Origin of the sequence: Chryseobacterium sp. Leaf405 (assembly GCF_001425355.1) — a bacterium.
Lineage (GTDB): Bacteria > Bacteroidota > Bacteroidia > Flavobacteriales > Weeksellaceae > Chryseobacterium.
In genome coordinates, this window is sequence record NZ_LMQN01000012.1 from 495,449 (window position 1) to 521,370 (window position 25,922).

31 protein-coding genes, 1 tRNA gene and 1 pseudogene are annotated in these 25,922 nt (G+C 36.7%); 19 read left to right on the forward strand and 14 right to left on the reverse strand.

From position 1 onward, the window contains the following. The 7 genes and pseudogenes from ASG22_RS21470 (at position 1) to ASG22_RS08485 (ending at position 5,733) form a co-directional block, all read left to right on the forward strand. The gene (locus tag ASG22_RS21470) at positions 1-234 is read left to right on the forward strand and encodes a zinc-binding dehydrogenase (protein ID WP_055982977.1); all 234 of its coding nucleotides are present in this window, start codon (positions 1-3) and stop codon (positions 232-234) included. A 244-nt stretch (positions 235-478) separates the two neighbouring features. Next, positions 479-619 (forward strand): annotated as a pseudogene (locus ASG22_RS21645) (alcohol dehydrogenase catalytic domain-containing protein); the annotation flags it as partial. A 66-nt stretch (positions 620-685) separates the two neighbouring features. After that, positions 686-1,285 carry a zinc-binding alcohol dehydrogenase family protein gene (locus ASG22_RS08465; RefSeq protein WP_262483950.1) on the forward strand — a complete coding sequence of 200 codons (600 nt, stop codon included), beginning with the start codon at positions 686-688 and terminating at the stop codon, positions 1,283-1,285. Between the two features lie 243 nt (positions 1,286-1,528). Continuing rightward, positions 1,529-2,350: an SDR family NAD(P)-dependent oxidoreductase gene (locus ASG22_RS08470; protein WP_055982978.1), complete on the forward strand. Its 822-nt coding sequence runs from the start codon at positions 1,529-1,531 to the stop codon at positions 2,348-2,350. A gap of 93 nt (positions 2,351-2,443) precedes the next feature. Then, positions 2,444-3,352, forward strand: a complete 909-nt coding sequence (locus tag ASG22_RS08475; RefSeq protein ID WP_082504973.1) for a helix-turn-helix domain-containing protein — start codon at positions 2,444-2,446, stop codon at positions 3,350-3,352. Positions 3,353-3,453: 101 nt separating this feature from the next. Continuing rightward, the gene (locus ASG22_RS08480; RefSeq protein ID WP_055982980.1) at positions 3,454-4,869 is read left to right on the forward strand and encodes an aldehyde dehydrogenase family protein; all 1,416 of its coding nucleotides are present in this window, start codon (positions 3,454-3,456) and stop codon (positions 4,867-4,869) included. A gap of 66 nt (positions 4,870-4,935) precedes the next feature. After that, on the forward strand, positions 4,936-5,733 hold the full coding sequence (locus tag ASG22_RS08485; RefSeq protein ID WP_055982982.1) for a helix-turn-helix domain-containing protein: 798 nt from the start codon (positions 4,936-4,938) through the stop codon (positions 5,731-5,733). Between the two features lie 10 nt (positions 5,734-5,743). Here ASG22_RS08485 and ASG22_RS08490 read toward each other — a convergent pair whose 3' ends face one another. Both ASG22_RS08490 and ASG22_RS08495 read right to left on the reverse strand, forming a co-directional pair. After that, complete coding sequence (locus tag ASG22_RS08490; protein ID WP_055982983.1) at positions 5,744-6,661, reverse strand: helix-turn-helix domain-containing protein; 918 nt, start codon at positions 6,659-6,661, stop codon at positions 5,744-5,746. Between the two features lie 35 nt (positions 6,662-6,696). After that, positions 6,697-7,494: an SDR family oxidoreductase gene (locus ASG22_RS08495; RefSeq protein ID WP_055982985.1), complete on the reverse strand. Its 798-nt coding sequence runs from the start codon at positions 7,492-7,494 to the stop codon at positions 6,697-6,699. A 215-nt stretch (positions 7,495-7,709) separates the two neighbouring features. Between ASG22_RS08495 and ASG22_RS08500 the strand changes: the two genes are divergently transcribed. Further along, on the forward strand, positions 7,710-8,249 hold the full coding sequence (locus tag ASG22_RS08500) for a carboxymuconolactone decarboxylase family protein (protein WP_055982987.1): 540 nt from the start codon (positions 7,710-7,712) through the stop codon (positions 8,247-8,249). Positions 8,250-8,319: 70 nt separating this feature from the next. Here the strand turns inward: ASG22_RS08500 and ASG22_RS08505 are convergent, their stop codons facing one another. The 9 genes from ASG22_RS08505 to ASG22_RS08540 all read right to left on the reverse strand — a co-directional run bounded on the left by ASG22_RS08505 (position 8,320) and on the right by ASG22_RS08540 (position 14,214). Next, the gene (locus ASG22_RS08505; protein WP_055982989.1) at positions 8,320-8,787 is read right to left on the reverse strand and encodes a hypothetical protein; all 468 of its coding nucleotides are present in this window, start codon (positions 8,785-8,787) and stop codon (positions 8,320-8,322) included. Then, positions 8,784-9,752, reverse strand: a complete 969-nt coding sequence (locus ASG22_RS08510) for a heme-binding domain-containing protein (protein WP_055982991.1) — start codon at positions 9,750-9,752, stop codon at positions 8,784-8,786. The genes ASG22_RS08505 and ASG22_RS08510 overlap by 4 nt, the downstream gene beginning before the upstream one ends. 34 nt (positions 9,753-9,786) lie before the next feature. Beyond that, a complete protein-coding gene (locus ASG22_RS08515) occupies positions 9,787-10,164 on the reverse strand; it encodes a putative quinol monooxygenase (protein ID WP_055982994.1) in 378 nt (125 codons plus the stop codon). 22 nt (positions 10,165-10,186) lie between these two features. Further along, on the reverse strand, positions 10,187-10,819 hold the full coding sequence (locus ASG22_RS08520) for a nitroreductase family protein (protein WP_055982996.1): 633 nt from the start codon (positions 10,817-10,819) through the stop codon (positions 10,187-10,189). 62 nt (positions 10,820-10,881) lie between these two features. Further along, entirely contained in the window at positions 10,882-11,325 is a 444-nt protein-coding gene (locus tag ASG22_RS08525) for a nuclear transport factor 2 family protein (RefSeq protein ID WP_055982998.1), read from the reverse strand. A 57-nt stretch (positions 11,326-11,382) separates the two neighbouring features. Beyond that, the gene (locus ASG22_RS21370; RefSeq protein ID WP_238586879.1) at positions 11,383-11,859 is read right to left on the reverse strand and encodes a nuclear transport factor 2 family protein; all 477 of its coding nucleotides are present in this window, start codon (positions 11,857-11,859) and stop codon (positions 11,383-11,385) included. After that, positions 11,822-12,388, reverse strand: coding sequence for a VOC family protein (locus ASG22_RS21375; protein WP_238586880.1), 567 nt, complete (start codon positions 12,386-12,388; stop codon positions 11,822-11,824). Before ASG22_RS21375 ends, ASG22_RS21370 begins: the two co-directional genes overlap by 38 nt. 272 nt (positions 12,389-12,660) lie before the next feature. Next, entirely contained in the window at positions 12,661-13,518 is an 858-nt protein-coding gene (locus tag ASG22_RS08535; RefSeq protein ID WP_055983001.1) for an SDR family oxidoreductase, read from the reverse strand. Between the two features lie 117 nt (positions 13,519-13,635). Beyond that, the gene (locus ASG22_RS08540; RefSeq protein WP_055983003.1) at positions 13,636-14,214 is read right to left on the reverse strand and encodes a Crp/Fnr family transcriptional regulator; all 579 of its coding nucleotides are present in this window, start codon (positions 14,212-14,214) and stop codon (positions 13,636-13,638) included. A 163-nt stretch (positions 14,215-14,377) separates the two neighbouring features. Here ASG22_RS08540 and ASG22_RS08545 point away from each other — a divergent pair, with 163 nt between their 5' ends. The 10 genes from ASG22_RS08545 to ASG22_RS08585 all read left to right on the forward strand — a co-directional run bounded on the left by ASG22_RS08545 (position 14,378) and on the right by ASG22_RS08585 (position 22,588). Continuing rightward, positions 14,378-15,202 carry an SDR family NAD(P)-dependent oxidoreductase gene (locus tag ASG22_RS08545; protein WP_055983005.1) on the forward strand — a complete coding sequence of 275 codons (825 nt, stop codon included), beginning with the start codon at positions 14,378-14,380 and terminating at the stop codon, positions 15,200-15,202. Between the two features lie 132 nt (positions 15,203-15,334). After that, positions 15,335-15,826, forward strand: coding sequence for an alpha/beta fold hydrolase (locus ASG22_RS21380; RefSeq protein WP_238586881.1), 492 nt, complete (start codon positions 15,335-15,337; stop codon positions 15,824-15,826). Positions 15,827-15,889: 63 nt separating this feature from the next. Then, positions 15,890-16,168: an alpha/beta fold hydrolase gene (locus ASG22_RS21385; RefSeq protein WP_238586882.1), complete on the forward strand. Its 279-nt coding sequence runs from the start codon at positions 15,890-15,892 to the stop codon at positions 16,166-16,168. 68 nt (positions 16,169-16,236) lie between these two features. Next, positions 16,237-17,127, forward strand: coding sequence for a helix-turn-helix domain-containing protein (locus ASG22_RS08555; RefSeq protein ID WP_055983007.1), 891 nt, complete (start codon positions 16,237-16,239; stop codon positions 17,125-17,127). A 166-nt stretch (positions 17,128-17,293) separates the two neighbouring features. Next, the gene (locus ASG22_RS08560) at positions 17,294-18,364 is read left to right on the forward strand and encodes an L-dopachrome tautomerase-related protein (RefSeq protein ID WP_055983009.1); all 1,071 of its coding nucleotides are present in this window, start codon (positions 17,294-17,296) and stop codon (positions 18,362-18,364) included. A 27-nt stretch (positions 18,365-18,391) separates the two neighbouring features. Continuing rightward, the gene (locus ASG22_RS08565) at positions 18,392-19,327 is read left to right on the forward strand and encodes an NADP-dependent oxidoreductase (protein ID WP_055983012.1); all 936 of its coding nucleotides are present in this window, start codon (positions 18,392-18,394) and stop codon (positions 19,325-19,327) included. Positions 19,328-19,354: 27 nt separating this feature from the next. Then, positions 19,355-20,482: an L-dopachrome tautomerase-related protein gene (locus ASG22_RS08570; RefSeq protein ID WP_082504974.1), complete on the forward strand. Its 1,128-nt coding sequence runs from the start codon at positions 19,355-19,357 to the stop codon at positions 20,480-20,482. 71 nt (positions 20,483-20,553) lie between these two features. Beyond that, positions 20,554-20,892, forward strand: coding sequence for a cupin domain-containing protein (locus ASG22_RS08575; protein WP_131726173.1), 339 nt, complete (start codon positions 20,554-20,556; stop codon positions 20,890-20,892). Positions 20,893-21,293: 401 nt separating this feature from the next. Beyond that, a tRNA-Asp gene (locus tag ASG22_RS08580) sits at positions 21,294-21,367 on the forward strand. Between the two features lie 183 nt (positions 21,368-21,550). Next, the gene (locus ASG22_RS08585) at positions 21,551-22,588 is read left to right on the forward strand and encodes a L,D-transpeptidase (RefSeq protein ID WP_055983016.1); all 1,038 of its coding nucleotides are present in this window, start codon (positions 21,551-21,553) and stop codon (positions 22,586-22,588) included. Here ASG22_RS08585 and ASG22_RS08590 read toward each other — a convergent pair whose 3' ends face one another. The 3 genes from ASG22_RS08590 to ASG22_RS08600 form a co-directional block, all read right to left on the reverse strand. Beyond that, positions 22,589-23,113, reverse strand: coding sequence for a hypothetical protein (locus tag ASG22_RS08590; protein WP_055983018.1), 525 nt, complete (start codon positions 23,111-23,113; stop codon positions 22,589-22,591). 1 nt (position 23,114) lies between these two features. Beyond that, entirely contained in the window at positions 23,115-24,440 is a 1,326-nt protein-coding gene (locus tag ASG22_RS08595; protein WP_055983019.1) for a PDZ domain-containing protein, read from the reverse strand. Between the two features lie 109 nt (positions 24,441-24,549). After that, positions 24,550-25,188: an alpha/beta hydrolase gene (locus tag ASG22_RS08600; RefSeq protein ID WP_055983021.1), complete on the reverse strand. Its 639-nt coding sequence runs from the start codon at positions 25,186-25,188 to the stop codon at positions 24,550-24,552. 244 nt (positions 25,189-25,432) lie between these two features. Between ASG22_RS08600 and ASG22_RS08605 the strand changes: the two genes are divergently transcribed. Continuing rightward, positions 25,433-25,885, forward strand: coding sequence for a hypothetical protein (locus tag ASG22_RS08605; RefSeq protein WP_055983024.1), 453 nt, complete (start codon positions 25,433-25,435; stop codon positions 25,883-25,885). Positions 25,886-25,922 lie beyond the last annotated feature (37 nt).

A 25,922-nucleotide genomic window follows, 5' to 3' on the forward strand; every position in this document is an offset into this window, starting at 1 on the left:
ATGAATTTACTGAGTTCAAATGCAAGACGATTGGCAAATAAGTTAAATGTGATCTTCTATTTCTTGTTTATGAAGGCCGGTGGAGCTCAGCTTTCCGACATTACCAAGCTTATTGAAAGCGGTGCTATTCATCCAGTAATTGACAAGGTTTTTCCGTTTGAACAGACTAATGAAGCAATGTCCTATGTGGAAACAGGCCGTGTTAAAGGAAAAGTAGTGATCAAAATTAAATAAAAAGTAATTCTTGTAGATCACAGCGGTTACAAGAAGTGCCCCAACTAGCAATCTCCGTTGTGTAATTAAAAATAAAAAATATTATGAAAGCAGTAAGATTCCACCACATTGGTGGTCCAGAAGTGTTAGTTTATGAAGATGTTCCACAGCCAAGTCCCAAAGCCGGCGAAGTACTGATCAAAATTGAAGCCGTGGGTTTGAATTTCGCCGCGGCGATACTTATCCTGTTCCTTCACCAACGCCATTTACGCTGGGCGCCGAGATCGCAGGTACTGTGGCAGAATTGGGTGAAGGTGTCACAGGTCTGGAGGTTGGTACTCCGGTTTTTGCTACGCCGGGTGACGGCGGATACGCTCAGTATATCTGTGTGCCTGCGGAAACTGTTATACCACTTCCTCCAGGATTATCACCAGAGGAGGCAGCAGCGCTGGTTGCGCATGGTCTTAGCGCAGTGATCGCCTTAAAAAAATCAGCACGCATTCAGCCGGGCGACACTGTTTTAGTAGAAGGTGCAGCTGGTGGTCTTGGTTCTTTCAGCATACAGTTAGCAAAAATTTACGGGGCAGCCAAAGTGATCGGCGCAGCGAGTACAACGGAAAAGCGGGAGATAGCAGAAAGATTGGGTGCCGATGCTACGGTAAATTATACTGATGCTAACTGGGCCGAACACGTGAAAGAACTGACCGGTGGCAAAGGTGTGGATATTGTTTTAGAAACTGCAGGAGGCGAGATTACTAAAGAAGCACTGACCGCTATGGCAGATTTCGGGCGAATGGTATTTATCGGCCAGTCAAGCGGTGACCATACTGAGATTGACCTTTGGAAACTGACAGAGCCTAATCATACCATTACAGGTCTGTACATTATGCCATACCTCGCAACACCCGGCTTCGCTACGGAAAGTCTGACCGAACTTTTCGGTTACCTGGGAAGCGGCAAACTATCGATTAATGTAGGGAAAGTTCTGCCCCTGTCACAGGCAGCTGAAGCGCACCGCCTGCTTGAGAACAGGCAAACTACCGGGAAAGTGATCTTGCAACCTTGGGCCTAACCATATTTATTTTTTATCCTAAAAACTGAATTTTAAAGTTTATTGGTAATACTTTAGTTTATAATCCATAATTTTTAATATCCTAGAGCTTTGGTATAATAAAGTATGTATTTACCTTAAACAATAAATACCACACCGTAATTCTGTGCTATTCTTCCGCTGATTTGAGCTACAAACGCAGATGCAATGCGAGATAACTTTGTCCTATCAAAATTAAAGAACAAAACAATTAAATTTTTTAAAATGGAAAAGACAATTTTTATCACAGGCGCGTCACGTGGATTTGGAAAACTTTGGACAGAAGCTTTCCTGAAAAGAGGAGACAAAGTCGCAGCAACATCAAGAAATATTGAAGCCTATAAAGATTTAGCAGAACAATATGGTGACCAATTCCTTCCGATTGCATTGGATATTACTAACAGAGATGCGGTGTTTGAAGCAGTAAACAAAGCAAAAAATCATTTTGGAAGTCTTGATGTAGTAATCAATAATGCTGGATACGGTGTTTTTGGGGCAGTTGAAGAAGTAGGAGAGAAGGTTACAAAAGATGTTTTTGATACTAACGTTTTCGGGACGCTTTGGGTAACTCAGGCAGCTTTGCCGATTTTCAGAGTACAGGGAAATGGTCACGTGATTCAGTTATCCAGTGTTTTGGGCGTTTGGAGTTTACCGACTTTGGGAATTTACAACGCTACAAAATTTGCTGTGGAAGGTTTTAGTGAGGCTTTGGCAAGTGAAGTAAAAGATTTTGGGATTCACGTGACGATGATTGAACCTAACGGTTATACTACAGATTTTGGAGGCAGCTCAGCGGTTCACGGCGATGCAATTCCTGCTTATGATACCTTGAAATCAAGCCTGGGAGAAGCAGAGGGTTTACTGCCTGAAGACTATGGAAAACCGGAAGCAACAGTTCCTGCTATCTTGAAATTAATCGACAGTGAAAACCCGCCTCTTCGTTTATTCTTAGGAAAAGTGGGATTGAGAAAGACGGAGAGAGTGTATGCAGAAAAACTTCAGGTTTGGAATGACTGGAAAGAAGTTTCCGAAGCGGCTCACGGATAAGCTGGTTATCACACAAAACAGAAGTGCCTGCCATTTCTGTTTTTTTATTTATTACATTTGATATTACTTAAAAACTTCTAACCCTAATTAAATATGGAAAAAATCAATCACTATAAAAGCATCGTAGAGTTGCATGAGAAAAGCGGTTTCGAACCTCCGAAAAATCCTCTTTTGAGTTTGATGACCTGCAAAGAGCTGATGACCTATTCTGTTGGAGAAGACCGATTCACAGGAGATTTTTATATGATTGGTTTAAAGAAAATCAAATCGGGTTATGTCTTATATGGCAAAACCAAATACGACCATAACAATGGTTCAGCAGTTTTTATGAAACCTCGACAAATTATAGAAGTACGCAATGTTCAGTTTGCTGAAAAAGGTTTTGTGATGTTTTTCCACGAGGATTATCTGTCGGGACATCCATTGAACGAGCAAATCAAAAGATACGGTTATTTTGAATATGAAATCAATGAAGCACTTCATATATCGCCTTCCGAAGAATTGATAATGTGGGAACTTTATGAGAAAATCAGAAGAGAGTATGAGGAAAACTCTGATGAATTCAGCAGGGAAATTATCCTTTCGCATATCGATTCAATTCTAAAATATTCTGACCGTTTCTATAAAAGACAGTTCATCGACAGAAGTATCAATATTTCAGGAACTATGGTAAAGAAATTCCTGACTGTTTTGGAAGATTATTTCAAAGAAAATAAACATCTTAAAGATGGCTTACCAAGTGTTAATTTTATGGCTAATGAACTGGCTGTTTCTCCCCGATATCTTAGCGATATCCTTAGGCAGGAAACCGGAAAAACAGCTTTGGAGCACGTTCACATTTATCTGATTAGTGAAGCCAAAAACCTTTTGTTGAGTTCAGAAAGTAACGTTGCAGGAATTGCCTATGATCTTGGCTTTGAAAGCCCATCTTATTTTACCAGATTATTTAAAAAAGTAGTTGGGATAACGCCTGTTCAATATAAAAATGAAGCAGTTAAATAAATTAAGAATTACATTCTGAACTTTTTTACAAACTAACATTGAGCTTTTTTACAAAGTTTATGTTTCATTTGTCATTTAATTTTGTACTATAAATTTTAGAAATGAAAACAGTAAACAAAATTTACATCAACGGCAAGTTTGTAACGCCACACGGAACGGAAATTTTCAATCTCATCAATCCCTCAAATAATCAAAAGATTGGAGAAGTCACGTTAGCTGATGAAACAGATACAAAAAATGCAGTTGCAGCGGCAAAAGAAGCGTTCAAAACGTTTTCTAAATCTACAGTCAGCGAACGAATTAAGTATCTGACCAGATTAAAAGTCGCAGTCGAAAAAAGGAAACAGGATTTCACCGACATAATGATTGAAGAGTATGGCGGAACGCATCAGTTTGTCACAATGAGCAATCAATATTCAGGAGCCTGGTTCGACAGTATGATCGGGGTCATTCAAACGTATGAATTCGAAAAAACCATCAATTCTTCATTGGTGAAAATGCAGCCTGTCGGCGTGGTTGGGATCATAACGCCGTGGAATGCCAGCAACAGTTCTGTTATTAGTAAAGTAGCGACGGCTATTGCCGCGGGATGTACCGTTGTTATTAAACCCAGTGAGATGAGTGCTTTGCAGACTCAGGTTTTGATGGAAGCCTTTCACGATGCAGGTTTGCCAAAGGGAATTATCAATTTTGTGACAGGTTTGGGAAATGTGGTCGGCACAGAATTAACGGTTAATCCTGCAGTTTCAAAAATTTCATTCACAGGTTCTACGGCGGTTGGAAAACTGATTGCGAAAACGGCGGCTGATACAATGAAAAGAGTTACTTTGGAGTTAGGTGGGAAGTCACCGAATATTATTTTGGATGATGCCAATCTTGAAGAAGTGATTCCAACAGCTGTTTTTGGAGCGTATATGAACAGTGGACAAGCCTGTATTGCGCCAACAAGACTTTTGGTTTCTGAAAATCAAATCGATAAAGTGAATGAAATTGCCAAAGCAACCGCAGAAAAAGTGATCGTAGGATTACCTCAAAATGATGATACGAATGTGGGACCGATGGTGAGTGTAAAACAGTTTGAAAGAGTTCAAAACTACATCAAAATTGGCTTGGCAGAAGGTGCAACCGTCTTAGCCGGAGGAGAAGGCAAACCTGAAGGACTGGAAGCCGGCAACTTTGTAAAACCGACCATTTTCACCCACGTAAACAATAAAATGAGAATCGCTCATGAAGAGATTTTCGGTCCTGTGCTCTCCATTATTCCTTATAAAACAGAAGAAGAGGCGATAGAAATTGCAAACGATACACCTTACGGTTTGGCGGCTTATGTAAGTTCACCGGATGTGGAAAGAGCTCAGAAAGTGGCTTCACAGATTGATGCGGGAAGGGTTTGTATCAACGGTTTCCGTCACGACCCAATGGTTCCGTTTGGTGGTTTCAAACAGTCCGGAATTGGCAGAGAATATGGCGTGTATGGATTGGAAGCTTATCTTGAACCGAAAGCTGTTCTGCAATAATATTTTGTACATTTGATAAAGCGTTGTTTTCAGAAATGGCGCTTTGTCTTTTAGCATTCAATCAATATGGAAAAATCTGATATTGTCTATTCCTGCTATCACGAGGTAAGCCGAAAAGGTGAAAATTTTGTTCCTCAGCACGTCCTTGCATTTCAAATTTTTGGACAATTTGTACTGTCTGACGGTCAGGAAAAATATGTTGCGAAAGAGGGCGATTTTAATTTAATCCGAAAAAATCAGCTGGTAAAATTCACGAAATGTCCGCCCGAAAACGGAAGTTTTGAAAGCCTGAATATTTATCTGAATCAGGAAGTTTTACAGAATATGGCGAAGGAATATCATTTTTCATCCAGTCATTCCGAAGTTTCCAAGCCTATGGTTGCTATTGAAGTGAATGCAGTGCTTCAAAACTACATCACATCATTGCAGACCATTCTGGAAAATCCAAAACTGTTGACCAAAGATTTCATTGACCTTAAAATTAAAGAGTTATTATTTATTTTAATCGGAACACAGCCTGAACTCAAAAATATTCTCTTCGATTTTTCAGAGCCTTTTAAAATTGATTTGGAGTCTTTTATGATTCAAAATTACAAATACAACGTCAATCTCGAGCGTTTTGCTTATCTCACAGGAAGAAGTTTAGCAACTTTCAAGCGTGATTTTGAGAAGATTTTTCACTCTTCACCACACAAATGGATTTTGCAGAAACGTCTGGACGAAGCTTATTTTTTAATGAAGGAAAAACAGAAATTGCCTTCGGAAATCTATGTGGATTTGGGTTTTGAAGACCTCTCTCATTTTTCTTATGCCTTTAAAAAACAGTTTGGATTCAGCCCGAAAAACCTGGCTGTAAAGCTTTGAAATGGCTTAATTAATTCTGCTCCGGAAACTGTTTTCTGAAATGCAAAGGTGAAATTCCTGCTTTGGTTTTAAAAATTTTAGTGAAGTGAGAGGGATGCTCAAATCCGAGTTCATAAGCAATTTCGCTTATAGATTTTGTAGTTCCCAGCAGGATATTTTTTGCTTTGTCAACCAATTTCAGATGAATGCGCTCTATCGTCGTTTTGCCTGTGAACTTACTTAGCAAATCTGATAAATAGTTAGGAGAAAGATTCAGTTTTTCTGCAAAATATTTTACTTCGGGAATGCCTTTTTCAGTCAATTGTTCATCATCAAAATAATTATTAAGAAGCCTTTCAAAACGTTGGATTAAATCATTTCCTGTTTTGTTTCGGGTAAAAAACTGCCGGTCGTAAAATCGGTCTGAGTAATTCAACAACATTTCTATCTGATTCAAAATCAAGCCTTGCGTATGACGGTCAATATTCTGGGAGTATTCTTTTTTGATTCTTACAGTCACTTCATCAAGCAACGCTTTTTCCTCTTCCGAAATATGAAGCGCCTCATTACTTTCGTACTGGAAAAAGCTGTATTTCTGAATTTTCTTTGCTAAATCTGAACCATAAATAAAATCAGGGTGAAATGCCAGAAACCAGCCTTCCTCAATCTCTGTATCTGCACTCGGACTCATCACCTGATTCGGAGCAGTAAACATCAAAGTTCCTTCCTGAAAATCATAATGTGAGCGTCCGTATTTTAAACTTCCCTTAAATTTTTTGTAAATAACGGTGTACAAATCAAGGCTGTAAAGATAGTTGGCAAAATTTTCGTCGGAACGGCTTACGTTTTTCAGATCAATTACCGTGATCAAAGGATGTTTAGGACTTCCACTAGTGTAAAAGCGATGAAGATCTGCAACAGATTTGATGGAAATGAAAGCTTCTGACATTTTTCTGATTTTAGTTAAAATTAAAGGTTTTAAGATTATTCCTGCATTAATTTCAGGAAATCTTCTTCAGTATTTTTGTTTTTCAGGTCGATATAAAACTGCGCATCTTCGCCAATCACATATCTTAATTTGGAAAGTTGGTCTGTTGCGGCACCAAAAATAGTTTGCGCAACTTCTTCGGCGCTTGCTTTTGGAAGATGTTCTGTGCGTTTGGTGAATTTTGGGATAAATGCTGCCAATTCTGCATTGTATTCTTCAATCGTGTTCTGAATCATCTCGATGCCGCTTCTGAAATTGGTGGAAATACTTCCGGGTTCTATAATTTTCACATCAATTCCGAAAGATGAAACTTCAAAATGTAAAGCTTCTGAAAATCCTTCCACCGCAAATTTTGAACTGTTGTATAAACTGGCAAAAGGTCCTGCCGTAACTCCTCCGAACGAAGAAATATTAATGATTGTTCCTTTTTTCTGACTTCGCATTATCGGTAAAACGGCTTTGGTTACATTCATCAGACCAAAAACATTCACCTCAAACTGTTTTTGAATCTGTTCAGGACTTGAAGATTCAAAAACGCCCATCAATCCGTAACCTGCACTGTTTAAAAGAACATCGACAGAACCGAATTTCGCTGTTCCCTGTTCAATTGCTTCCTGAATTTGCTGAGAATCTGTGACATCCAGTTTTACCAACAGAACATTTTCTAGGAGATTCAGTTCGTTTTCCGGGGAACGCATTGCCGCGATCACGTTCCATCCGTTTTGCTGAAATAATTTTGCGCTTGCTTTTCCCAATCCCGATGATGCACCGGTGATGAATACTGTATTTTTCATAATGAATCTGTTTAAAATTTCTCCAACAAAGTTCCGATAAGTAGAACTGAATCACTTGTCGATTTTACGGAATGTCTTATATATTTCTACGATTTGACTAAAGTAATTCTGTGCTATTATTCCGCTGAAATGGGCTACACTTTGGGCTTTGGGCGGAGCTAACTTTGTATCAACAAAACGAAACAGTTTAATAACATTTAAAAATCATAAAAAAAATGAAAACAATTACAGTTCCTGTCAAAGAACAACTTTCAGCAGAATCTCAAACTATCTTGGAATCAGTCGAGAAAAAAATGGGAAAAATTCCTAATCTTTATGCAACCATTGGTTATTCTTCGTCGGCATTAAAATCAATGTTGGAAACGGAAGCTGCACTTTCACATAATTCATCGTTTACTGCAAAAGAAAGGGAAGCAATCAATCTTACCGTTTCCCAGGTTAACGAATGTGACTATTGTTTGGCGGCGCATACAACTTTGGCAAAAATGAGAGGTTTTACCGAAGATGAAACCATTGAAATCAGAAAAGGAAATTCTGAGGATGTCAAATTGAAGGCAATCATCAAATTAGCTGAGTCCATTGCAAGCCACAAAGGAAATGCAGGAAATGGAGCTTTAGAAAATTTCTTTAATTCAGGTTATGATGAAAAAGCTTTGATTGAATTGACTGCTTTGGTGGCGTTGAGAAGTTTCACAAACTATGTATTTGCCAATACGCAGATTCCGATTGATTTTCCTTTGGCGCAGACTCTTTAATGAAGTTTTTAATATAAGTGTTTAGTTTTAAGTGCAAGCCTTTCGGATATATTTTCGGAGGGCTTTTTTATTAAGGCGAAACTGCCATTTTCTGATTAATGATAAAATCTTTCCTCAACTTTTCCTCAGTTTCTTTGATTTGAATTTTCTTTAAAGGCTTTCCTTCAAATCTTTCATAAACAGAATTATCATCATCAAATGAAATTTTCTCAACAGAATAAATTTCCTTCGGAATATTTCCACCAAACCAAACCTCATCCGGCTTTTGCTTCCACGTTACTTCATATAAAACTGCGTCTTTAGGATATTTGGAATCTGAATGTTGTTTTGCATAATCAAAAGCAATCTCATTTCCATACAAGGTAGACATTGTACTGTCTTTTGGCTGAATAAATGATGTGATAGGATGCATCAGCAAAGGATTCTCTTTCAATTCACTGCTTTGTTGAATTGAGGCATTGATATTAATTAATTCCTTAGGCTTTTCATTACAAGAAATAATTAGTGAAAGAATCAAAAACAAACTATATTTTTTCATTTTGTCTGAATTTTTTTGAGTTGAGAAATTAAATACAAAGACGATGTAAAAACATAATTCCGATTTTCCATCGGCTTGTGACATTCGATGCATTCTTTATCGAAATCCGGTGTATCTCCATAAGGTTTAAGCTTGTCTCCTTTCCAACGTCCCCATATCCAACCTTTGGTTTTCTCATATTTTTTTGCATCTTTTACCATTAATTCAACCTGAACAAATTCTCCGGTTGCCACACTTCCATCCTGTTTCACCAATTGTTTCCAGGCTGTTTTTGCGAATGCAGTTCCATCCGGCCAAGGATTCGTATTTTTCTCCTGAATCGCTTTTACTGCAATCTCATTTCCGAAAATAATTCGCATCGTTCCGTTGTCAAAACGGTCTGTGGTACTGATGGCTTTCCAGTTTCTATAATCGGGAATATATTGCAATCCGTTTGGTGAAGGCTTTACAGTGGGATTTTTCAATTCTCCATTAATCCAAGAATTATATTCTTTTTCTACAAAATTGATTTGCGAACTGTCCGAAACTTTTCTTGGAGAAAGTGACAAAGCATAATTTTTAAGAATTTCAATTTGACTGTCATTCAGTTTTGCGGAAGAATGTACCGCAGCATAACTCGGAATCGGCATTTCACCTGATAAAATTTTATTAATCGCGTAATAAATTGTGGAATTCTGTTGTGGTTTCGGCCACGAATTCCATTTAGAAAAGTCAAGCGCTTCACGACCTTCTTTGATGTGGGAAACCACTAAAAAATTAGCAGGCGTTATTTTATCATACCAACGCAAATTAGCTTCCGAAGAATGACAGTCGAAACACGAATTTCTGATAATGGTATTGACTTCTTTGGGAACATTTGCTAAGTCTTGCGTAGGTTTTCCCTCATTAATATTTTCCGGTCTGAAAAATTGAATGAGCAGAAAACCAGCAAGTAAAACCCAAATCAGTTTATTGATATTTTTCATTTTATGAATTTAGAAATTAATTATCAACTTATCATCATAACTTTCCACGCGGATCGTCGATATGAATTTTTGAAACATCATAACGAACGCCTTCCCGGTCAATAATTCTAACGTTTTTCACAACCGTACTCAAAGCTTTCAAAAATGTTTCCGAGTTTTCGTGTCGTTCATAAGCTTCTTCATCTTTCCAGCCTTCCAAAAGATGAAATGTATTTTCATCGGTTAAATCTTGTGAAAAAGCATAATAAATGCAGCCTTCCAGCTCGTTTGCCGCAATCATTTCGGGAATAACGGCATCAATGAAAATCTGTCTGTCATCGGGATGTACTTTGTAATAAGCGCTCACCGTAATCCCTGTGGTTTGTGTTTTATCATGGTTATCGGATGTTCCCATTTTTTCTGAATGATTCATATTATTTATTTAAAATTAATGATTAAAGAAAAGTCACAAATTCTTCAAATGGTTTGCGTACTTTTTCCAGTTTTAGATTCCAGTCATTTTCTTGGTCTCTGTATCCCAAAGCCAGAAGCATCGAACTTCTCAAACCTTTGGACGGAAGTTTCAAAAATTCATCGAGTGCTATTGGGTCAAAACCTTCCATCGGCGTTGAATCTATTCCTTCAGAAGCGGCTTCAACAATCGCTAAACCCAATGCAATATTGGCCTGTTTGGCTGCGTGATGAAAGTTTTCCTCGATACTCATATTCCCAAAAAATTGTTTTGAAAATTCTCTTTGCCTGTCATATTTAGCAGAATCAACATTCCGTTTTTCCGTAAGATAATCGAATACCTTGTCAATTCTCTCTTTAGAATATTCGTCCCAAACTGCGAAAACCAAAAGATGTGAAGATTCTACAATCGGAGCCTGGTTCATTGCAATCGGCAGAATTTGTTTTTTGATTTCGGGATTACTGATAACGATGATTTCGTAAGGCTGCAATCCAATTCCTGACGGAGCCAAATGAGCCGCTTCCAAAATGTTATTGATTTTTTCTGAAGAAATTTTCTCGCCTGTCATTTTTTTTGTGGCGTATCTCCAGTTCAACAATTCTATGATGTTTTTCATTATTTATAAATTTTAAAAAATCAAGGCAGTGAAAACATTCGATTGCCTTGATTTATTTTTAATTAAAAGATTCCTAACTGACCTAAAAGTATGGTTGCAGCGGTGTAGCAATGGAATGATTTTATTTTCCCGTTTTCGATTTTGAAAACATCACAACAAGGCGTCTGCATTGTTTTATTGGTCGCCGGAATCGTTCCCGAAGGTAGCTCAAGAGGTCCTTTGTGCGTTCCGTTCAACGATAATTCAACGACAACAGTATTCTCGTTTTCCAAAACATACAAATCGTATAATTCTCTGTGCATATCCGGAAAAGCGGTTGCATAAACATCTACAGTTTTTCCGATATCCTGTCCGTAATATTTGGTTCCCGCAGATACGTCCCAAAAATAGCCGTCTTCTGCAAAAAGGTCGACAAAACCTTGTGTATCTTGTTCTTCTGCGATTCTGTACAATTCACGGATTAATGTTTCGTTGGCGGAATTTAGATTGATTACTGATGCTTTCATAATTGTTTTTTTTAAATTGTTAATTGTTATTTTGATGTAAACTTTGATTGATGATGATTATTTTTTGTCAACAAAGACATATAATTTGACTGCTTTTCCGTTTTCGAAAACGAATAAATCCATTCCGGTTACAGCATCCGGTTTTTCGGTAGTTCCGTTTTGCCAATACAATCTTGCAATATTGTGATTGACATCAATTGCTTTGATGTGAGTGAATTTTGAATTTGCACTTTTCTTCTGCAAATCATCCACAAATCCATTGATTTCCTTGTGACCGACTGCGATAAAATGACTGTCTACCATTTCGATATCATCGGCATAGACTTCTTTCATTAATTTTTCACGTTTTGTAAGATCTTTTTCGTTCCAAATTGCCAAGTGCAAATCGACTAATGACCGAATTTCTGATTCTGATAATGTTTTCATATTTTTAGAGGTATTTGATTGTTCTGAATAATCTTTAGGAGACCAAAGTATCGTTGCAGGATTTTTTTTCTCATAGCCTTTTCCGTTTGGGTAAGAAACCAATTCCATTTTGGGAACCCCAAGGTGTTACGAAATAAACCCAGGTTTCGCCTTCTGTATCTCCCGATGGCATCAAAAACGGTTCTCCTAAAAATTGTACGCCTTTGCTTTTGAGATAAGCTACACTTTTGCCGATATCATTGGTGTAAAAAGCAATGTGACTAGCTCCGATATCGTCTCCTCCAGGTTGTTGTGAACTTCCTTTATTGTCCTGATATTCGAATAATTCGATGTTGGCTCCTGTTCCTGCTTTTACCATTTTGAATGATACCGGACCGGTTTTGGGATTCATACGATTATTCTTTTTCCACGCATCATTCAAAGGAATCGGACCTAAACTTGTTACTGCTGAAAATCCTAAAACATCAGTGAAAAAGTTCACCGCCTGTTTCATATCCGGAACATTGATTCCCACGTGGTCGATTCCAAGAATTCCTGTTTTTTCCTGTGCTGAAGTATTTGAAACTGCTGTTGATAATAAAAGTGCACTTGCGACTGCTGTTGCATTGGCTTTGATTTGTTTTTTTAAATTACTCATTGTGATAATTTTTGTTGTTATTTTATGAAGCAAATTTCTAACATTCAGTAGTCTTCTTCCATTGACAAAAGCTTGAAAAAAAAGCAAACAAATGTCAATGAAATGAGAAATTTCATATGGACTACAAACGACATAGCTCCGATTGCAACAGCATCCTTTTGTTGAGCATAGCGGAACAAAAGATATAGTGGAAAGCAGGATTAAGCTCCAAATAAAAACTCAAAGGCTGGAACGAAACATTCCAACCTTTGAGTTTTTATTTAAAATTTTAATTATTCGCTGTATTTAGCCAACCATTTTGCTTTCAATTCGGCTCTTGCGTTGATGAATTCCAAATCTGTTCCCTGCGCAACAGCACCCAATGGAAAACGTAATGGACGGGAACCTTCTTTCATCTGAATCAATTCTAAAATTCCGTCTGCAATGGTTTGGGGATTCATATTGAATTCTTTCATCTTACCGAATAACGCAGTGCCAATAGCATTGAATTGTTCTGTTGCAACAGGGTCATATAATTTCGCAATTTCTGGTTTATCTGCATTCACGCCAGCTTTTTCGCCTGTATTCATTTCAGTCGGATAAACGCCCGGCTGTATGGAAACGTTGTCGATATTGAACTGTTTTAATTCATCCTGCAAACCTTCTGTAATACTTTCAACGCCGAATTTAGATGCGAAATATGGAACCATAAAAGGCGAAGTATGCGCACTTGCTCCTGAAGTGATGTTAATAATCAAACCGCTCTTATTCTCCCTCATAGAAGGCAACACAGCTTGATAAGTTCGGATAACTCCATAGAAATTCACTTCAAACATTTGTCGGATTCTGTCCAGACTATACGCTTCCAATAATCCGAAACCTGAAACGGCAGCGTTGTTTACCAACACATCGATTTTACTATATTTTTGAAGTACTTTTTCGAAAGCATTGGTTACGGAGGAATCGTCGGTTACGTCAATTTCAACAACTTCCAAATTTGGTAATGCTCCCAATTCTTTGGCTACGGTTTCATTTTTCCCTGAAATGCCTCGCATTCCTGCGATTACGGTGTATCCTGCATTGGCAAGCGTTGTTGCTGTTAAATTTCCGAAGCCTGTGCTTGTTCCTGTAATAAAAACTGTTTTGTTCATTTTGTCTTATTTTTAATTGTTAATTTTAATAAGACAAAAATGCGCTCATAAAGGATTATTTTCCATTGACAAAAGCTTGAAAAAACAGCAAACAAATGTCAATGAAAATAAAGCGATTTATTTCTTTACCATATTTCTACGCAGTCTGGTAAGGGTTTCGGGAGTAATACCGATGTATGAAGCAATCATATGTTGAGGAATTCTGTTGACGATATTGGGATATTTTTCGAGAAAATTCTGATATTTTTCTTCTGCCGTATAACTGATATTAGCCAAAATCCTGTTTTGAGAAACAATAAAACTTTTCTGAATAATCTGATTGACCATTTGATTCAGTTGTGGAATTTCAGTACAAAGCTTTTCAAAGTCTGCTTTTTCGATTAAAATCAATTCTGTTGGTTCGATTGCATCGATATTCAAACGGGAAGGTGTTCCATTAATTAAACTTTCACGGTCGCCTGTCCAATAATTTTCGGGAGCAAAGTTGATGATATGTTCAGTTCCGTTTTCAGCGTTTGAAAACGTTTTTACCAATCCTCTGCAAATAAATGCGTTGTAATGCCAAACTTCGCCTTCCTGAGAAAGGAATTGTTTCTTGCGAAGTTTTTTCGGTTTACAGACAGATTCGATTAACTGCAATTCGTCGTTGGAAAGTTCTATTTTATCGGTAAGGTATTTTTGGAAAATCTCGAACATTTAATATGAGTTATAGAACAAATTTAATTATTATATCTAAAATTAATAAGATTTAAATTTCAAAACGTCATTCTGTGCTATTTTTCCGCTGAAATGAGCTACCTGTCCGGTTGGGTTTGATGATAACTTTGCTTTATTAAATAACACTAAAAAATTTAAAACAATGAGTAAAGTAATTTTTATCACAGGAGCATCAAAAGGATTTGGGAAATTATGGGCTGAAGCTCTTTTGGAACGAGGAGACAAAGTAGCGACCACCGCAAGAAATATTGCTGCACTGCAGGATTTGAAAGACAAATATGGCGACAATATTTTGCCTTTAAAGCTTGATGTAAACAGCCGTACAGAAGTTTTTGAAGTAACGGAACAGGTAGAAAAACATTTCGGAAGAATTGATGTTTTAATTAACAACGCCGGTTTTGGATTGTTCGGAACAACAGAAGAAACGACCGAACAGCAGGCAAGAGAACAAATGGAGACCAACTTTTTCGGGTCGCTTTGGGTAGCACAGGCTGTTTTACCGGTGATGAGAAAACAAAAAAGCGGACATATTATTCAGATTTCCAGTTTTTTGGGATTAACGACTTTGCCGCTTTTAGGATTGTACAACGCTTCAAAATTTGCAGTAGAAGGATTGATTGAAACGATTGGTTCGGAAACAGCACATTTGAGAATCAAAACCACTTTAATTGAACCTAACGGATTTGCAACGGATTGGGCAGGCGCTTCGGCAGTTCAGACTTCTTCGGATATCGCAGATTACAATCCGGTGCGTGCAGCCTTCGTAGAATCTGGCGACAATCCTGACACCTGGGGAAAACCGGAAGCGACCGTAGAACCTGTTTTGAATCTTATTGATAATCAGAATCCTCCACAAAGAGTATTGTTTGGTAAAATTGCTTATCACGTTGTTAATGAGGTTTACACTAAGAGACTGAATGATATTCAGAACTGGAAAGAGGTGAGTATCGCTGCGCATGGACACTGATTGAAATTTTAAACTTCAAATCTATAAGCAGCATTGTTTTTTCGTGCTGTTTTTCCGCTGATTTGTGAAATTTTTTTGAGTCTAATATTCTCAACTTTAAATCATAAAATAATAAACAAAATTTTAATACTTATGAAAACGACAGCCTTAAACGCAGAAACACAATTTGCAGAAATCAGCAACAGTAAAATTGCTTACAGACAATTCGGAAACGGAACTCCGCTGTTCTTTGTAAACAGATTCAGAGGGATTATAGACACCTGGGATCCATTATTTTTAGATTCTTTGGCAGAAAAAAATACCGTCATTCTTTTCGACTATCCGGGAATCGGAAGTTCAGAAGGAGAACTGCCTTTGGATATTTTCGAAGTGGCGGGTACAGTTCCGGCTTTGGCAGACCATTTGGGAATAGAAAAATTCAATGTGTTAGGTTGGTCGTATGGAGGTTTGGTAGCGCAGACTGTTACTTTCCAAAATCCAGACCGTGTTCTGAAAACCGTTCTGATCGGAACCAATCCTCCCGGAGAAAATGCTGTCCCTATTGAACCTGTATTTTTTGAGCACGCTTTGAAACCAGTCAATAATCTGGATGATGAATATTATCTGTTTTTTGAACCGGCTTAAGAAAAAAGCAGACAGGCGGCAAAAGAATCCCACGACAGAATTGCTGAGAGATTAGACAGAGATTTGATTCCTTCAACACAGGAAGTTTTCCAGAGATATTTTGCCGGGTCAGGTTTTTTCAGGGAAGACAAACTGAACTTCCGTGAAGGCTATAAAACCTTTAAATCTCCTGTATTGGTTATTTCCGGAGACCACGATATCAGCTTTGCGACCGAAAACTGGTTTCCTTTGCTGAAAAATGCACCCACGATGCAACATATTATTCTGAATGATGCAGGACACGGGCCTCAACATCAGTATCCGGAAATTTCTGCCGGTTACATCAATTTATTCTTGGCTTAAATTTCAGACAGCCAATGATATCAAAATCAGATTGTCGTACATTCGATTAAAATTAGAATTAGAATCAGATGAAACATTATAAAACCCTTACAGAACTGCACACCGGAAATGGCTGGGATGCCCCGGAACATCCGCTGTTCAGTATGATTGGCTGTCAGGCAGCCTGTCCGCTGGGTAACAGGGAATTCACAACGGACTGCTATATCATTGCATTTAAAAAAATAAAATCAGGGAAGTTTATGTACGGACGTACCCAATACGACCACGATAACGGCTGTCTTTTCTTTGCAAAACCTCGGCAAATCATCGAAATGAAAGACCTTGAGTTTGAAGAGAAAGGGTATATGCTGATGATTCACGAAGATTATCTCAATGGTCACGAGCTTTTTAAAAGCATTAATAATTATGGATTTTTTGATTACGATGTAACAGAAGCGCTGCAACTTTCTCCGAAAGAAGAACAGATAATTCTGGAACTTCACTCGAAAATCCAGGGAGAATATTTTAATAATCCCGATGAATACAGCCGTGAGATTATATTGAGCCATATTTCATCCATTCTGAAATATGCACAGCGTTTTTACAAAAGGCAGTTCATCGACAGAGAGCAGGTCAACGGAAGAACAGCATCAAAATTCAATGATGTCCTGAAGAAATATATCAATGATGGCGGTTTGGAAAAAACGGGATTGCCAAGCGTGACCTATCTCGCCGACCAATTGTTTATTTCGCCGCGTTATCTGAGCGATTTACTGAAACAGGAAACTGGCAAAACAGCTTTGGAACTCATCCACATCTTTCTGATTTCGGAAGCTAAAAATCTGTTGAGATTAGGAGAAAAAGGCGTCACTGAGATTGCCTACCATCTCGGTTTTGAAAATGCGTCTTATTTCACAAGACTGTTCAAAAAACAGACGGGAATGAAGCCGTTGGAATTCAGGAAAATGCAGATGAATTGAATTAAAATAAATTGTAATTATAAACAAGACTGTTTCGCTTTGATACAGTCTTTTTCATTTTTGTAATTCTGTACTATTCTTTCTGATAAATGGACTATTTATTCGCGCGTGTTCATTCTAACTTTGTCTTATCAAAATCATTGAAAAACAGGTCATAGCAGGAAATATGAAAACAAAATTAATTGCATTGGGTTTATTTCTAACATTCGCAAATTCTGCAAAATCACAACTGCAGGAAATTGCAACTTCCAGTACTGTCTGGAATGGTGTAACCACAACTTCAGACGGGCGAATATTTGTCAATTTTCCAAGAATTGAAGGTGATAAAGGAATGAGAATCGGAGAGATTCTAAAAAATGGTAAAATAGTTCCTTATCCCAATGAAAACTGGAACAATTGGGAAGCAGGAGCCGACGTGAATGAGAAATTTGTAAGAACCAACTCACTGCGGATTGAATCAGATGGATTTCTGTGGATTGTTGACACCGGAACTTCTTCAATGGGACAAAATCCGCTATCTGGACATGCTGCAAAATTGGTTGTTGTCGATTTGAAGAATAAGGTTGCGCAGATTATTCCATTGAATAAAGTTTCAAAGAATGCTACTTTTATTGATGATTTGAGAATTTTGGGTAATACAATTTACCTCACCGATGCAGGCGAACCCGCATTAATTGTTTTAGATAAAAGAACCGAAAAGGGTAGACGTATTTTAGAAAATCATCCTTCAACAGATACTATTCCTATAAAAGCTGAGGGTGAAATTATGAAAGATATTGATGGTAAAGATGTTCATATCCACGCAGATCAACTGGAAATTTCGCCTGATGGAAAATGGCTGTATTTCCAGCCTGCAAGCGGTCCGATGTGGAAAGTTGAAATTCAATATTTAAATGATGAAAATCTAACGGCAAAAGAATTGTCTTCCAAAGTTTCATTGTTCTACAAAACACCGTCAACAGGCGGAACGGCTATTGATGCAGAAGGAAATATCTATGTGAGCGATGTCAACCTCAAACAAATTATCAAAATCAGTCCGGAAGGAAAAGAAACGCTGGTCATAAAAGATGACAGATTGCTTTGGGCAGATGCTTTGTGGATTGACGAAGATGGCTATTTGTGGATTCCTACAGGTCAGTTGAATCGTTTGTCAGTCTTTCAAAACGGAGTGGATAAAGTGAAATTTCCGGTAACGATTTATAAACTGAAAATAGGAGCGAAACCAACAGGAAATTAAATCAAAAATTAAGATTAAAAAAATAGTATGAAAGCAATTGTATTAAAAACAGCAGGAAGCGTAGAAAACTTGGAATACGTTGATTTAGAAAAACCAACCATTAACGAAGGTGAAGTTTTAATGAAAGTAAAGGCCATCAGCATCAATCCGGTGGATGTTAAGAGTCGTCAAGGGAAAGGGGTTTACGGAAGAATCAAAGAAGAAAATCCACTGATTTTAGGTTGGGATATTTCCGGAGTTGTGGAAGAAAGCACAAGTTCGGAATTTAAAATTGGTGACGAAGTTTTCGGAATGGTCAATTTCCCTGGTCACGGAAAAGCGTATGCAGAATATGTCACAGCTCCGGCGAATCAATTGGCTTTAAAACCAAAAAATATTTCTTTTGAAGCAGCGGCTGCGTCTACTTTGGTGGCATTGACTGCTTATCAGGCTTTGGTTCATAACGCCAATATTCAAAAAGGTCAAAATGTGTTGGTTCACGCTGCATCAGGCGGAGTAGGACATATTGCCGTTCAGCTGGCAAAACATTTAGGGGCAAAAGTGATAGGAACATCTTCTTTGAAAAATAAAGATTTTGTACTAGGTCTTGGTGCCGATTCGCATATCGATTATCACAGTTTTGATTGGAAAAATGCCGATGAGGAATTCGATTTTGTTTTGGATACCATTGGCGGAGATAATATTGATCATTCTTTGGAAGTTACTAAAAAAGGCGGTTCCATCATCAGTATTCCGACTGGTCTGAATGAAGAAGTCACTGCAAAAGCACAGGCAAAAGGTGTAAAGGGTTACTTTATGATGGTGCAGTCAAGCGGAGAAGATATGAAGCAAATTGCCAACCTATTGGAAAGCGGAGCTGTAAAACCTCACGTTTCAAAAATATTTCCTTTCGGGCAAATGAGAGAAGCACATCTTGAGCAGGAAACAGGAAGAACTGTCGGGAAAATTGTGGTAACACTATAATTAAATGTAATCCTAAAATTTAAAGAAATGAACTTAAAAAAAATAGTAATTCTCGGCGTTGCATTGCTTTCATTGATTAATTGTAACAAACCTTCAAATCGGCATTCCACACGAGCAAATACTGAAGTTTCTCCTAAAAATGCTCAGTTAGAGGAAGTTTTTGCTGACGGCACTTATCAGTTGACAGGCGTTGCAGTTTCGAAAGATAACCGAGTTTTTGTGAATTATCCGTATTGGCTCGACAATCACTCTTATTCGGTGATTGAGGTGAAAAACGGAAAAGCGGTTCCTTACCCGAATGCCGAATGGAACAGCTTCAGGAAAGGTGAAGACGGACAGAATAAATTTGTTACGGTACAGTCTGTGGTGACCGATGATAAAGGCTTTCTTTGGGTGGTAGACGCAGCAGGAATCGGGCTTGGAAAAGTGTATCAACACAGTGCTAAAGTTTTGAAAATCAATTTGGCTAATAATAAAATTGAAAACATATACCGCTTTCCGGAAAATGTAGTAGGAGAAGATGTTTACATCAATGATATCCGGGTAGATAACGAAAATGGTTTTGCTTATCTCACGAATTCCAATACCGGAGGAATCGTTGTTTTGAACATTAAAAATGGTGAGTCTAAGTTGGTTTTAGCAAACTCAACTTTGGTGAAATCTGATGCAAATTATCATTTTTCTCCTCTTGGAACGGAGCTGAAAAAAGTTGACGGCTCTTTATTAAAAGTTAATTCAGATGGAATCGCTTTAACGCCGGATAATCAATATTTATACTTTAAGCCTTTGACGGATAATAAATTGTATAGAATTAAAACCGATTTGCTGAGAGATTTTAAAAGTTCAGAAGATGTTTTAAATAAAAGTGTGGAAGATTTAGGCAAATTCGTGACCACAGACGGAATGATTTTCGACAAAAAAGGAAATCTTTATTTGGGTGATTTAGAGAAAAGCTCCATCGTTAAAATTACACCTGATTTGAAAATGACAACGATTGTTCAGGATAATGAAAAACTGATTTGGCCGGACAGTTACAGTATTTCAGATGATGAATATCTGTACATTTCCAATTCTCAGATTCAGTTAATGCCTTGGTTTCACGATGGAAAAGAGCAGTTTAAAAAGCCCTTTAAAGTGTTTAGAGTTAAAATTTAAAATCATAAAATTTAAGTTTAGCAAGTCTTTCAGCCGGAATATTGTCAGCGCAGAATGTTCAGACATTCACTTTGAAAAAATTACCATCGAAGCCAGTCAATGAATTACTGACCCGTGGAATGATTTCAGGAGAACAGGGAACTATTGGGCATTTAACGTATAAAAAAGGTGCTTTAGTTCCGACTCATCAACACATTAATGAGCAATATTCTCTTATCACAAAAGGAAGTGTGAAAGTTCAGATTCTTGATAAAGAATATATTGTAAAAGCTGATGACAGGATTATTATTCCGCCCAACGCAACGCATAGTTTTACAGCGTTGGAAGACGACACCATTGATATTGATTTCTTTGCACCTTCCAGAACTGATTGGATTGAAGGAAAAAATAATTATTTTGAAAAGAAATAGGCTTTAATAGATACAATCAAACTCAATAGTTATTATGAAAAAAAATAAAATGAAGGGGCAAGCGGTGGTTAAACTTTGAAAGTATAAAGGAAAAGATAAAAATTTAGGCAAATACATATTTGAATGTACTTAATCAAATATGTATTTGCCTAAATTTTTATCTTTGATAGTCTGTGTTTTAAAAATATTTGTGATTAAAAAAAGAATGTTTTTTTGCGAAAATTAAAAAAACGCCTATATTTGCACCAGTAAAAACAAACAGTCTCAATCTTGTTTACAATAGTGACCTACAAAACAAGAGAATAGTATTAAAGCTTACGGATAGGAAGTTTATTGAAGATTATACAAGTCCCGTCCGGATTACAAAAGTTTTTCATTCAATTTACTTTTAAAACAAAATTGATCCGGTAGTTCAGCTGGTTAGAATGCCGCCCTGTCACGGCGGAGGTCGCGGGTTCGAGTCCCGTCCGGATCCCTACAATTTTTTGTAGGATTTTTTTATTATACTTTTCCTTCGATATTTTCTTACATTTCTTTCATAATTTACAGCGATTTGATAATCCCCGTATTTTTACGGTAATTTCATGAAGCGTGTTTATAATTCAATTTTAGGTCTGATATTTGTATCAATAGAAAAATTAAAACGACCTAATTATTTATGAAAAACATATTCGTGAAAAAAACATTTCTATATCTTTTTTTTATTTCATTAATGGTAGTTTCCTGCAAAAAGGAAATTGAAAAAATCAACGATAAAATTCAGGATACATCATCTTCAGCCAATGATCCGGATGTGAAGAATGATTCTGTGGTTGCAAAAAAAGATTCTGTCATTCAAAAAGAATCTGTTCCTCCGGCAATGCAGGAAGACGGCTTCTATAATGCGTTTGTACTTCCGAAGGATAAAAAGATGAGAGACTCTATCTACGCTGCGTTCAGCAAAAAATATTCTGAGAAAGAGCGTTACGCAATTTTAGCTTTAAACAGATTAGATTCAAAAAATAAATGGAACTCTGATACCTTAGTTGTTCCGGCAAAAATAGATACAACGTTGATGTCTTACTCGCCGTTTCCAATGCAATTGGATGTATTGAGCGGTGTAAAGAAATTTGTAGTTTTTTCTTATCCTCTACAGGCATATGGAGTGTATTCAAGCGGAAGTTTGGTAAAATGGGGACCGACAAGTATGGGTAAGAAAACGGCTAAAACAAAAACAGGTTTAACTTTTGCCAATTGGAAAAAACAATTAGCCATCTCAACGGTAAGCAGCGAATGGAAATTGCCTTATAATTTTAATATTTTTAATCTTGACGGAATTGGATGGCATCAGTATGATCTCCCTGGTTATCCTGCGTCTCACTCATGCTTACGACTGTTGCTAAAAGATGCTAAATGGTTGTACAGTTATGCAGATACCTGGGTTTTAAATCCTGGTGGAGCGACGACAAAAGCAAGAGGAACGGCAGTTTTGGTGTATGGAGATTATGGCTGGGGTAAAAGAAAACCTTGGAGAAATCTATTGAATGATCCTAATGCCAACAATGTTTCGATAGAAGAAATGACCAAAATGATCGAACCAAACATTGAGAAAATCATAAAAGAACAGGATAACAGAGAAAAAGTGGTAGATTCTATAAAAGCTGCAAGAGCTGTAATTGAGCAAATGCCTCAAACTACAAAAACTGTTGCTCCTTAATTAATCCATTTTTTCAAACTGTAGGGTAGATTCTTCAGCAAATCTTCTGAGCTTTTGCATTTCCTCTTTACCTTTATGCTGCCCGAATCTTGCGGCGGCATACGTTAAAGCAATACAAATAAGCATCAGAAAAGAAGCATATATTGCCCAGGGAAATTCATGGCTGTTGATTTGTTTTTCGACATAATACATCGAAAAGAAAGTCATCCAGAAGATTGAAAAAGTAAAATATAGAAACATAAAGAACGTCCAAACTGCGGAACTGGGTCCAAAAACACCTCGTATAGCAGTTTTTTCGTCTTCAATCTCAATTCTCAACGCCAATCTGGGTTTCCAGTAATTGTCATATTCTGTTTCTACACAGATGGTTGCAATTTCTTTGTTAATATTCCCTGAAAATTCATCTTTGTGTTCAGCGATATATCTTTTTAGGTTTTCGGCATATTCCTCCTTGGATAGATGCGTAAACATTTTGAACCTCGGTCGGGTTCTTATTTTATCTAAAGTGGTTTCTTCTGTATTCATATTAGTCTTGATAGGGTATTGGATCTTCTAACGTAAAACTTAACGCCATTTCTTTATTTTTTCTTTCGATAATCATATTAATGCTTCTTCCTTCGTCGGATTTCATCATTTCCGTGATTTTCTGTAAAGTCATATCTACAGTTTTCTTGCCATTAATGCTGATTAGTCGGTCATCTTTTAGTAAACCTGCTTTTGAACCCGGCGAATCTTTCCGAACTCCGGCAATGGAAAAGATAGGTTTTAATACAAAATTATATTGCAGATTGTTATTAATCACTTCATAACCACTTGTCGGATTATCCTTATTTTTTGTGGAAAGACTTACCATATCTTTTGTCCATTCCATTCCGTCTTGTTTGAAATCTAATCCGCTCATATTAAAATGAAAAGGATCATTATAATTTCGGTTTCGTTTTAAATACATTTTATTGTTAGGATAGTCAAAAGCAACTGTAAAACGTCGCATGATATCACCGCCAATCGAACCTTTTCTGTTTTCAACAAAATTGACGTGTTGAATAGAAAATTCGTCGGGCATTGCAGTCAGCGGTTTTTCAAATTTAAAATGTCCCAGATAAAAATTATGAATTCTACTTCTCTTCCCATAGACATCTCCATTAAAACCTCTACCCAAAAAATCATCAATATTAGGGCGGTTATATATGAAATTTTTAATCAGAGTAGGGAAGAGCCAGATCGCATCACTGTTGCCGAGATCAATAAGCAATTTTGAATTTTTTTTCTCATTGGTCATTTCTACATCAGCCAGAAAATAAGGTTTATTTCTTTCAATACTTATCTTAAATTCATTAAAGTTTTTTACTTTTTTATTAAATAAATCTTCGTCATTATAAATGGTGATTCTTTTTGAAGTATAATCAATGACAACAGGATGATTTTTGAAGAAATGATACCCAATAATACCATTTACCGGAATTCCTACATGAGATGAAATATTGAAATCCTGATCTGTAATGATGTAAAGCGTCATAGAAGAATTAACATAATCTTTTCCGCTTCTGGCAATATTATTTTCTGAAATAAATCCGTCGATACTTGCATTTCCGCCTAATCCCGAAAACCGTATTTTTTCAAGATTCGTTAGTTGTAATTCCTGATTTTCCAGACTGAAAAGAGATGTTTCTGCAACACCAGTGTCCAATAAAAAGGTAAGATCTACACCGTTTACATTAATAGGAATGAAAATTAAGTTGTTGATTAATTTAAAAGTAATAACTGTTTTCTTAACGTTCTGTACTTCAAATGAATTTTGAGCATTAATGAAAATGCTTACGAAAAAAATCCATAAAAAATACTTCAGTTTCATATATTGAATGTAGTGAAATTATCTTTACGGAAAATAAAAAACATTCCCAAAATTGAGAATGCTTGTTTATGTTATAATGAATTGAAATAAATATTCAATTTTTCATAAATTATTTAGAAAAGAAATCCATCAGATCCATATAATTTTTCTGATTCACACCGTGACCGCTCATATATTCTCTGAAAGTGAAATAACAACTTAAATCATATAATAAATCCGCTGCTTTTTTTCCCCATTCAAAAGGAATTACAGCATCATCTGTTCCGTGGGAAACAAAGAAACGAAGTCTTTCTAATTTTCTTTTGTCTTTTACAATATCAGTTAATAATTTCTCTTCAGGATAACTGCTGAGACATGCTACATAGTTAAACATCTCAGGATATTTTAGAGCTAAGGCGTAACATAAAATTCCGCCCTGACTAAAACCGCAAAGGTGTGTTTTCCCTTCCGTGATGCCGTAATGGTTTACAATTTTCAGAATATTTTCTAATACGGAATTTAATGATTCTGTTGCCTGTGGAACATCAACAAACTTTTCCGGATCATTAAAATCTATATCATACCACGAAAATCCTTCAAACTGAGTGGCTCTCGGTGCTCTGAAACTCACGATAATCCAGTCTTCGGGAAGGGTTTCTCTGAAGCTAAAAAGATCTTGTTCATTACTTCCGTAGCCGTGAAGCATAAAAAGAATAGTAGTATTGGGCGTAATATTTTCGGGCTCTCTTACGATGTAATCTAAATTCATAAAGCAAAGATAATTAATAATGATTTATTTTAGTTTGATAATGTAAAAATGAGACCATTTGAAAATTCATGACAATATGGCTAATTTAAGATGTAGTTTCATTCAAATATTTCAGTAAAAGTTGCGTTATAAACATTTATTGATTTGATATTATTTAGAAATCTTTGTTGGAAAATTTTCATAAAAGTTATTTTTATATTGATAAAAAACCTATATTTGAAACATTAAAAATCTATTTGGAGAAATGAAGCAATTTTACAAATCAAAAAGTTTACTTAGACTTTCCTTTTTATTCATTATTTTATTTTCTGTAATTTCTGTTGTTAATTCTTGTAAAGATGATGACGAAGATCAATATACAGATCATATTGTTAAACTTGAAGCTAAAATTACTACGGGCGGCCCGCCATCAACTCCACCAGGTTCTCCTACAGGTGATTTTAAAGCTGTAGCTACTCAGATTGGAACGGCTCCAACGACGACTTTTAACCCCACAGGAATTACCTGGAGTACAGGCGATATATTTGTAAATTCAAGCCAATCTCAGGTAAGTATCGCAGCTAATGCTGTTCTTCCATATGCAGATTCAGAATTAACTGTTAATATTTATGTTGATGGAGAAATCGCAAAAACTAAAAAAGTTGTAGGATCTGGAGAGGTAAATGTTTCTACATTTTACAGTTTCTTAGAATTATAAAATAATAATTTACATATTATACAAAAGCTGTCGAAAT

Coding starts and splice junctions, on each gene's coding strand:
- ASG22_RS08500 (WP_055982987.1), top strand. CDS start 7,710: ATGAAAACAATTACAGTTCCTGTCAAAGAACAACTTTCAGCAGAATCT.
- ASG22_RS08585 (WP_055983016.1), top strand. CDS start 21,551: ATGAAAAACATATTCGTGAAAAAAACATTTCTATATCTTTTTTTTATT.
- ASG22_RS08485 (WP_055982982.1), top strand. CDS start 4,936: ATGGAAAAATCTGATATTGTCTATTCCTGCTATCACGAGGTAAGCCGA.
- ASG22_RS08520 (WP_055982996.1), bottom strand. CDS start 10,819: ATGAAAAACATCATAGAATTGTTGAACTGGAGATACGCCACAAAAAAA.
- ASG22_RS08540 (WP_055983003.1), bottom strand. CDS start 14,214: ATGTTCGAGATTTTCCAAAAATACCTTACCGATAAAATAGAACTTTCC.
- ASG22_RS08605 (WP_055983024.1), top strand. CDS start 25,433: ATGAAGCAATTTTACAAATCAAAAAGTTTACTTAGACTTTCCTTTTTA.
- ASG22_RS08535 (WP_055983001.1), bottom strand. CDS start 13,518: ATGAACAAAACAGTTTTTATTACAGGAACAAGCACAGGCTTCGGAAAT.
- ASG22_RS08555 (WP_055983007.1), top strand. CDS start 16,237: ATGAAACATTATAAAACCCTTACAGAACTGCACACCGGAAATGGCTGG.
- ASG22_RS21370 (WP_238586879.1), bottom strand. CDS start 11,859: ATGGAATTGGTTTCTTACCCAAACGGAAAAGGCTATGAGAAAAAAAAT.
- ASG22_RS21375 (WP_238586880.1), bottom strand. CDS start 12,388: ATGAGTAATTTAAAAAAACAAATCAAAGCCAATGCAACAGCAGTCGCA.
- ASG22_RS08595 (WP_055983019.1), bottom strand. CDS start 24,440: ATGAAACTGAAGTATTTTTTATGGATTTTTTTCGTAAGCATTTTCATT.
- ASG22_RS21470 (WP_055982977.1), top strand. CDS start 1: ATGAATTTACTGAGTTCAAATGCAAGACGATTGGCAAATAAGTTAAAT.
- ASG22_RS08475 (WP_082504973.1), top strand. CDS start 2,444: ATGGAAAAAATCAATCACTATAAAAGCATCGTAGAGTTGCATGAGAAA.
- ASG22_RS08490 (WP_055982983.1), bottom strand. CDS start 6,661: ATGTCAGAAGCTTTCATTTCCATCAAATCTGTTGCAGATCTTCATCGC.
- ASG22_RS08510 (WP_055982991.1), bottom strand. CDS start 9,752: ATGAAAAATATCAATAAACTGATTTGGGTTTTACTTGCTGGTTTTCTG.
- ASG22_RS08515 (WP_055982994.1), bottom strand. CDS start 10,164: ATGAATCATTCAGAAAAAATGGGAACATCCGATAACCATGATAAAACA.
- ASG22_RS08590 (WP_055983018.1), bottom strand. CDS start 23,113: ATGAATACAGAAGAAACCACTTTAGATAAAATAAGAACCCGACCGAGG.
- ASG22_RS08560 (WP_055983009.1), top strand. CDS start 17,294: ATGAAAACAAAATTAATTGCATTGGGTTTATTTCTAACATTCGCAAAT.
- ASG22_RS08495 (WP_055982985.1), bottom strand. CDS start 7,494: ATGAAAAATACAGTATTCATCACCGGTGCATCATCGGGATTGGGAAAA.
- ASG22_RS08505 (WP_055982989.1), bottom strand. CDS start 8,787: ATGAAAAAATATAGTTTGTTTTTGATTCTTTCACTAATTATTTCTTGT.
- ASG22_RS21380 (WP_238586881.1), top strand. CDS start 15,335: ATGAAAACGACAGCCTTAAACGCAGAAACACAATTTGCAGAAATCAGC.
- ASG22_RS08570 (WP_082504974.1), top strand. CDS start 19,355: ATGAACTTAAAAAAAATAGTAATTCTCGGCGTTGCATTGCTTTCATTG.
- ASG22_RS08600 (WP_055983021.1), bottom strand. CDS start 25,188: ATGAATTTAGATTACATCGTAAGAGAGCCCGAAAATATTACGCCCAAT.
- ASG22_RS08480 (WP_055982980.1), top strand. CDS start 3,454: ATGAAAACAGTAAACAAAATTTACATCAACGGCAAGTTTGTAACGCCA.
- ASG22_RS08545 (WP_055983005.1), top strand. CDS start 14,378: ATGAGTAAAGTAATTTTTATCACAGGAGCATCAAAAGGATTTGGGAAA.
- ASG22_RS08525 (WP_055982998.1), bottom strand. CDS start 11,325: ATGAAAGCATCAGTAATCAATCTAAATTCCGCCAACGAAACATTAATC.
- ASG22_RS08565 (WP_055983012.1), top strand. CDS start 18,392: ATGAAAGCAATTGTATTAAAAACAGCAGGAAGCGTAGAAAACTTGGAA.
- ASG22_RS08470 (WP_055982978.1), top strand. CDS start 1,529: ATGGAAAAGACAATTTTTATCACAGGCGCGTCACGTGGATTTGGAAAA.